The organism is Sulfitobacter dubius, from assembly GCF_027214245.1.
Taxonomy (GTDB): Bacteria; Pseudomonadota; Alphaproteobacteria; order Rhodobacterales; family Rhodobacteraceae; genus Sulfitobacter; species Sulfitobacter dubius_A.
This window is the reverse complement of the sequence record NZ_JAPWHM010000018.1, coordinates 1-7,895: the sequence shown is the minus strand read 5'-3', so window position 1 is coordinate 7,895 and position 7,895 is coordinate 1. Positions and strand designations below refer to the sequence as shown.

Sequence of the window (7,895 nt, the reverse complement as noted above, 5' to 3'; positions counted from 1 at the left end):
CGCGCCGAGCCCTGCCTGGTGCTCCTTCAGGATGCCAATAATCTGTTCTTCGCTGAAACGGCTTCTCTTCATCTTTTGTCTCCTCAATTGGAGAACAGGCTAACCTCAAATCGAGGACATTTCAGGGGAGCAGGTCACGACCTACCTCGTAATCATGTCATATTATCCGCCTGAAGCCTTCGCTTTGCCAAGTTGCTATCCACACTCTTAATGTCTCATGCCGGCAGTGTTCTCGCTTTTTGCGCGGTCTCATTATGAGGACCGCGCAAGAAGCGAGAACACAACAGCTTCGAGAACTACAATTTGACTGCTTTTGAGACTGCGACGTTGACGTGCGGCAGCCAACTGACCCGCTTGTCGCCGATTGGGATCGACAGACAGTGCGGATTCTTCAGAATTTCATGCCCGAGCGCTGGCATCCAAAGTCATTTCGTAAACTTTGGCCAAAATATTTCATTCGGCCAAAATCATTTTTATTCAGTGCTTTAAGCCAACGTAGCAAAACTTGCCCCGCTTTGTGGCAAACCAAAATGGGGGTTTTGGCATAACTACGCCCGTCCCGATACACTTGTAGCGACCACCAAAAAATGTCCATGAGACAAGTCTAAGTCATTGATATTTAGATGAGCCAAATAGCCAGAATTTGCCAATTTGTCCTTTTGACCGTCAATTCCTGACCATCGGATACGATCGAGAAATTTCAAAACACTTTGGCCTCTTGCTAAAAACATAGGGTGTGGGTTTGATTGCGGCAAACGAAAAATGGCCGCCCATGGGGCGGCCGATCTGGTTAGCATTTCTTTGCTTCGCTTCTTCTTGATGCGCCGCAGCGCGGCCAACAGTTATGCCGGTTCGAACGTCGGGATATCCGCTGACCCATAAACATCAAGGCCGATTTCGCCCTGTCCGAGGACCGGCCGCACGCCCCGCTTTTTGAGCCGCATTACTACGTCCCGTTTCTCAATGTCGTTCGCATTGGCGACACGGATTTCGGTCGTATATTCGGCCGCGAATGCCGCGACTTTCTTTTCGCAGAAACGGAAGAAGCGGTGCAGCCCGCTCGGGCCATCAATGACAATTGGCTGAAGTCGAGGGCCCTCCTCTCGGTTGGCCAACTCCCAGCCCGTGGACTTCGGCAGTTTCAAGCGTGCGAATGCGTCTGAGGCGGAGATACCGGGTAGGTGCTGGGCCTTCGCTGATCGGATTTCGGCTGGATCGACGAGGATTGCGGCATAGCCTTCGACATCACCAAGACGCATCACGCTTTTCAGGAAACCGCCGAGCACGAGATGCACGATTTCGATGCAGGAAAGCTTCGCCTTCTCAGCAGCCTTCGAGATTGAGACTAACTGTTCAGGTGCCTTGTCCACGGGCCGTTCGCAAATACGCAGCGCTGTCAGGAATTTGGCGATATCCTGATCGTCGATGGCCTTCCGAGTTCGCCCGGCCGCTTGGCGACGTCCATCCACGATCGGATCAAGCATGCCTTCGTCGACCAGCTGCCCCGCTTGGGGTCGGGTGCAGTTCAACACTTTCGGCAGCGATTTCATCTTCGTAGAACGCTGGATAGACGACGCCACTTTACGCCCAGCGACGGCATCGAAAACATGGTAGCCGACGCCGTTTTTCTCAACCGGCACCAAGCCCTCAGCGGCAAGGACATTCCGAAGCGTCCGCGGATCAAGGCGTGACTCCGACGCGAGCGACTCCACGCTGTGGAGCCGACGCTCGCTCAGCTTCTCGCCGAGGATCGAAACGCCAGCGGATATCTCCATTTCAGCGAAGATGTGCTCCCGCATGATACGCTTGATCTCACCAGGGTCCTTCTTGTTCTTTGGCGATGCCAGCCATCGGTATGGCGCTCCGAGGACGTTCCCGCGATCAGGCTTACTCCCCTGTTTCAGAAATTCCTTCTGAATGTCGCGCAGCGCGTCGCGTATGCCTTCCTCTCCGTTGGAAGTGACTTCAAATCCGGTGCGGCCAGCCAAATCCCAATGACTTTCCGCGAGATCACCTGGCTTTGTGTTTGATCCGAACTCGAGGAGCAAACCGAGCATTTCTGTCGCGCGAACAGCCTGCTCAAGTGTCTGACTGTCGAGCCATGATGGACCTGTAGCTCCCTCAAGGCGCGCTATGGCATAGCCTTGCAACGCAGACGGAGATCGCTGCGAAGCACCGTCCACCAGCTCATCCAAAGCATCAGCGCATTCAGGAACCCGAAGAGCCATCTGGTGAAACGCGTCATCCCACGCGGCCTTCTTTCGGCGAGAGAGCTCAAGACCATGCACCGGGCAGGTTCGCACCGGGCGAAGTGTCCAAAACAGTCGGCCTCGGCGCACCAAAGCCGGATTACCGCCCGATTTGTCATCTTCACGCAGGCAGGCAGGGCAAAAGACTGTGTAAGGGCTGGCAAAAAATTCCGCGCTGAGCCGGTTCCCCCGAAGATCAAACCGGCGGTTCCCCAAGCTACGTGCAGAGTTGATGCGAAGATCCGCCACGTCGATGCCTGCCATGTTTGCCAGACGATTCAAGGCGAGGTCACTGCCGGCCAGCAAGCCGCCGGCCTTCACCTCTATGTCGCGGAGGAAAGGCGCAAGTGAGGAGCCAATGTGCAGGCCTGCCAGGCGAGTTGCGAAAGAGATCGGTGTCTCTTCTGGATCGAAAGGTAGATATGGAAACAGCGCGGACATGTTTGATGCCTCTGAGTTGGACGAAGTTTTAGCGATGCGGGGCCTCGCTGACCGGCTAAGCAATCAGTTTGAGCGACGACCACCGGGGCGAAAGAAAGACGTTGTCGGCTATGGAACAGGCTTCCTGTGCGAAGAAGGCGTCCGCAAAATGCTTGGCGTCCAGCTTGGCATCCCCGCGCAGCAGCGCTATCTCAATGGCACTGATCATCTGCTCAATGCACAGGCCAAAGCGCTGCCGGCTTGCATGGAAGATGCGGTTGACCAGATCGGCGCCTTGAGGTGGCTCGAGCCCGACACGATTGCAGAAACTGACCAGAAGCTTCCAGATCAGCTTGGAATCCGTAGCGGCTACTACGGGAGGCAGCTCGAACTTCGAGTAGCGCCGTTGCACCTGATGGTCGAAAGAGATGCTGTCCCAAAGGCTCTCGACGCCCGAAAGGATCACGATCACTGCCCCATCTCCCTGCATGAGGGATTTGAAAGTCTTGAGGATATGCGGGGCCTCTGACTTCGACCCATGAGGGAAGAGATCATGTGCCTCATCGATCCAGAAGACGACGGTCCCCAGCATCTTGAACCGCGCCCGCAAGAGTTCAAATTGCTCCCATGTAGTTCGTTTCTTCTCTCCCCCGGTATAGCCAGTCGCCTTCAGGGCAGCCTGTGCTACGCTCTTCAACGTCGCAGGATTGGGCACAGTAATGCTGACTACTGGCTTTGTTGTCTCCGTGGCCTTCAGGCCCGGATGCATGGTAAGGCCGCGCTGCACGAGCGAGGTCTTACCTCCACCTGCCCCATCGACGACAATGATCCCCCGGGTCTCTCCCGTTGATGTGAACTTTATCGGTTCGGCGGCTTCGGTCTCCTGGTTCAGTGAAATCAGCCGGTCAAATGCCTCTGCGAAATCGCTATCGCGTTTGGTGGCAATATAGGTTCCGCGGATACCCGAGATGGCAGCGCGGATCTCCTCGGTGGAGCGTTGGGTTTCAGTGGTCATCATTTATCCTCGAATTCGAAATCTTGGCCGTCCGCATCGCCATCCGAATGTGAATGGCTCTCGGAACAGCCCGAAAATTCGTCCGAATGATTTGTATCGGAAACGGAAACAGCCGATTTTTTAGAATTTGTGGGCACGCCTCCGTGAGGATTGGCATCGGGGGTCATAAGATCCTCCCCATAGCTCTGGTCCGGTTTCTGCCGATATGCAGGCGTTTGATCGGGTTCGACCTGGAACCCGATGAAGAGGTTATCCTCCTCGCGACGTAGCCGTTCCACGCTCCAGTCCTCAGCCAGAAGTTTGACCCGGCGCATCGCATCACCATTTATGGTCTCGATATCGTCGATCGCCTGGAAGACTACGCTCTCTTGAATGATCGCCTCATGCTTGAACCGGGCTCGCAACGACCGGCGCGCAGAGATGTATGCTTGCGCGCGCACCCCATCAAAGCGACGGAAAACAGACGGAACTTCGATCCACTCGCCATCAACTTCGACGGCGATCGCCCCAATATCTTCGCTATACCAGCGAAGATTCACATCCCGTTTCCGACGCCCAAGCATCTTTCGTGCGAGCACCTCGGAATGATACCGGACCCCCAGAATGGTTATGCCACCCTCGCCTACGACCTGTGTCATCCGGGTTCCGAACGCTATACGTCGTCGCGGTAAATCGGCTGCCGGGGCAACGCCATGTTGCTCAACCAGGCGATCCCAACAAGCGAAAGGGGTTTCACTGTCGAGGCCGGCGTGAGGCATCCGGTGGTAGATATCGACGACCCAACGGGTAAACACAGCGCAGAGGTCATCAACTGTCAGAGCGGCACGGCCTTTCGAGTCATAATCGCCCCGCTCGATCATGTTGCCGAATGTGCGCCCCGTGAGGCGGGGCATCAGATGAATTGACATGGTCTTAAAGAACCGTTCAACCCGACCGCGCATTTCCGGAAGCCCCGCAGGTGCATGGGTTAGGTTTATACCGAGATCGTTTGCCGCTACCCGCACGTCGTAGGAGATGTATTCAGAGCCGCAATCAGTGTAGATGAATGGCGTGTGTCCGCGCATATGCCAAGGCGACAGCGAGCCGACAGCATCAGACCAAACCCCTTTGTCTTGCATCATCATGTCGAGGGTCTGTATGGTCGCTTGCCCGGAAGGCGCGCGTGACAAGCGCATCGCGAGGATGCAACGGGTCGTTGCGCACATGGCGACTGTGAGCCACCAACGTTTTTTCTTCCCAGTTAGACCAAGTTCTTTCTTCTCCTCGTCACTGAGAAAATTGAGGAGGCCTGAATCAGCTAACAGTGAGATCAGATCAACTTTCCAGGTATCCAACTCGACACGCTGAAGAGGCCGGGTAAGGGTCAGGCCAACCCCGACTGGAGCATGCTTACGCCGCGCATACTCCAAGCCGTGCCGAGCGACATCGCATTGATAGGGGTCGAGTGCCTTAATCGCGAGACGCACCGTTTCCTTCGAAGGACGCACGAATTCTGGACGGCCCTCCGCTCGGCGGCTCACGTTCTCCTTTGCAAAAGCCCGTTTTACATCGTCGTAGATTGCAGCCTGCGTCTTACGCTCCGCAGTCATGTAGCCACGGACGCAATTCGCCAATATTACCAGGGTTCGCGGGCACAGTCGGCGACTGTAGTTGCCTTGCTTGGATGAACCATCGAACAGACCAGAGATCCCGAGTTGTTCGTAGGCTGTTAACCAACGGCGTAGAGTCCGGGCGCTAAATTTAGGAATGGAAACAGTGTCTTTGGGCCGATCAATTTCCTCGTAATGACTTTTGGCCTTGAGCATCTCGGTCGCCAGACCAATGATCGTGTATTTCATGCCTTTGATGTGTGCGTCAGTCCGACCGACCTTCTTCTCCTTCTCCAGGTGGAGGAAAGCCAAGACCACCTCTTCCTTGCCTCGCGCGCGCAAGTGCTGTGACGCAGGCAGCATAGAAAGAAGTTCATTCGGGTCAGCGAGCCGAGCCTTGGCGCTTTCGGGAAGTAGTGCCTCAGGCTCATGTTTAACATGACCGAGATCCACTAAGCGGGCCATTTCCGTTCGGGTGAAAGACTCCGCGACGCCTTCACCGTCAAGGCGGACGAAGACATGCCCTGCATCCGATGCATCAACTGGACGATAAGCGATGTCGCCGATGGTGACTTTGTCGTGTTTCTCGAAAGAGAAACGTTGTGTTTGCGGGCTTGGAGCGTAATCAAGCATCAGTTGAACTTCCGACGAACGAGAACTTCGGGCTCAATGCGCTCACGGTTCACAAGCTCGAGTTCATGCTTCCCGATCATCCGGACCACTGCGAAGAAGCCTTGGCCAAAAGGTGCAGTGGCAGTCGCAAGGTCTTTGATCGTCATCGCGCCATCCAACTGCGCAATTACTTTGCGGACTGCTGCATCAGGTTTTGGATCAGGCAACCGGACGCTATGGATCAGCTCCGCGTTATGCACTTCGATCGGATCGAGGTGATTTTCAGTGATGAGTGATACGCGGTTTGCGAAATCCGGTGTGACCTGGCTTGCGAGGCAGCGCGTTTCTGCAATGAAATCTTGTTTCGCTGCCTTCCGGCTGTTCTTTACGATCAGTGCGGCCCGTGTGCCGTCACGCATTGAAAGCCGGAAGTCGAAGAAATGGGTCCGGGATATCCCAGTCTCGTCGATCCATGAGAATGGGATTTGGTTTTCGACGTCCATGACCTCCTGGCGTGCGAGCATCACCAGCGCAGTTTTCATCTCGGTGTGGCTCTCAAATTCAATGACCTGGCCCTCGCCCTCACCGATGATCAGGCTGCCGGTGAAGTGCTGTTTTACACCCATCGTCACCCGACGGATCGCCTTTGACGCCCGCGGAAGAATAAAGGTGCCGGTTGATGTCTCGTGCATACGGATTGTCCTCTTCAAACATGGTTGCTGTTCGAGCCGGGAAATTTGAATCTTTCGGTCAGAGCAGGAGCGATTTCCAGGAAAAATCTTGTAAGCAACTGTTCGAAATTGATTCTTTTATTTTCAATCTGAGGCGTAGCGCCGGGTGTGATCTGAGCGTTGCGTCGTCAGGTGACTGAACGGGGCCTGACCCTAAGAAGTAAGAAGGCGGAGAAGAGCGCGCTCTGCTGCGATCCTGTCGAGCGTCTCGGCGCGAGCATGGAGGAAGCTATCAAATGTTCGCTTCACAGCGAGAAGGGCTTCACCACGCTTGCTGTAGATTGGGCAATCTCGGATTTCACCGTGCTGGCCGTCCTCGTCATAGTGGCTTTCAAAAAAACGCCGCTCGGTGCCCTCAATCTCAGACTTGAGGTCGACCTCCAAAATACCTCGGATCGCTTCGAACGAGGCTTCGTCACGAGGGTCGAAGGGGTCGCGTTCGGCCAAGCGACGAAAAGTCCCATTCACAAACTGGAACTCTCGACTGCTCCCGCCGAGAAAGATGGAATGCGCTTCCTGCTGAAGTTGCCGGCCCAAGCGAACCGCTGTGGTGGCAAAGTTCTCGATCGAGTCGTCGCGCATGATTGATGTCTTCATTGGAAACCTCTTTCCTTGCACGAACGGTATGGTCGTGCGTCAAGTCTCGATCCCCGCCAAGGGACCGAGCGTGTTTTCAATCTGCGGCGGCCATCAGCGCCGAGCAGCTTTTGTCCCGAACCCAATTTGAGGCTTCGTTAGCAACGAGGATGTCGGTGAGCATTTCGGTCAGATGACAGATCATATCGACCTCTCGAGAAGCTGGATCTATTGCATTGAAAAGCGCGGCCTCCGGACATTCCGGGTCACCCGTGAGATCAAGCGAAAGAAGGTTGTGGAGGAAAACTAAGTCCGGCCGGATCGCAGATGTAATCTTACTCGCTTCTGGAAGTTTTAGGGCGCATGATACGACCTTCGCTTCGGCAGATGCCCCTCCCAGCATCGCAGCAGCTTCAGCCAGCTCGTGGCCGTGATCAAAGAAAAGACATCGCGCAAGTGACATTGGCTCGTCAGGGACTTCGGTGGGCAAATTGTCGAACATCGACGTTGCTCTTTTTGTCTACGCTGCACCAATGCGGCAGCTTCAAGATCGCCCAGGCCTCCTCTTCCTGGGCATTTATTTCATCGCTCAAACAAAAGATTGGCCAGTTCTGAGGGGCACGAAATGTTGATTGTCACTGAGAACTGACCCGGTAGCCCCATAAATTGTCACTGAGAACTGACCCATGTGAACACACTTCCC

General features: G+C 55.1%; 6 protein-coding genes. All 6 read right to left on the bottom strand.

Annotated elements, in window-relative coordinates; genetic code table 11:
• Positions 1 to 842: 842 nt before the first annotated feature.
• Positions 843 to 2,690 carry a TniQ family protein gene (locus tag O4H31_RS19295; RefSeq protein WP_269348155.1) on the bottom strand — a complete coding sequence of 616 codons (1,848 nt, stop codon included), beginning with the start codon at positions 2,688 to 2,690 and terminating at the stop codon, positions 843 to 845.
• Positions 2,691 to 2,745: 55 nt separating this feature from the next.
• On the bottom strand, positions 2,746 to 3,684 hold the full coding sequence (locus O4H31_RS19290) for a TniB family NTP-binding protein (RefSeq protein WP_269348154.1): 939 nt from the start codon (positions 3,682 to 3,684) through the stop codon (positions 2,746 to 2,748).
• A complete protein-coding gene (locus O4H31_RS19285; protein WP_269348153.1) occupies positions 3,684 to 5,906 on the bottom strand; it encodes a transposase in 2,223 nt (740 codons plus the stop codon). The genes O4H31_RS19290 and O4H31_RS19285 overlap by 1 nt, the downstream gene beginning before the upstream one ends.
• Positions 5,906 to 6,577, bottom strand: coding sequence for a hypothetical protein (locus O4H31_RS19280; RefSeq protein WP_269348152.1), 672 nt, complete (start codon positions 6,575 to 6,577; stop codon positions 5,906 to 5,908). The genes O4H31_RS19285 and O4H31_RS19280 overlap by 1 nt, the downstream gene beginning before the upstream one ends.
• Before the next feature lie 192 nt (positions 6,578 to 6,769).
• Entirely contained in the window at positions 6,770 to 7,213 is a 444-nt protein-coding gene (locus O4H31_RS19275; protein WP_269348151.1) for a hypothetical protein, read from the bottom strand.
• A gap of 76 nt (positions 7,214 to 7,289) precedes the next feature.
• A complete protein-coding gene (locus O4H31_RS19270; RefSeq protein WP_269348150.1) occupies positions 7,290 to 7,694 on the bottom strand; it encodes a hypothetical protein in 405 nt (134 codons plus the stop codon).
• Positions 7,695 to 7,895: the final 201 nt, after the last annotated feature.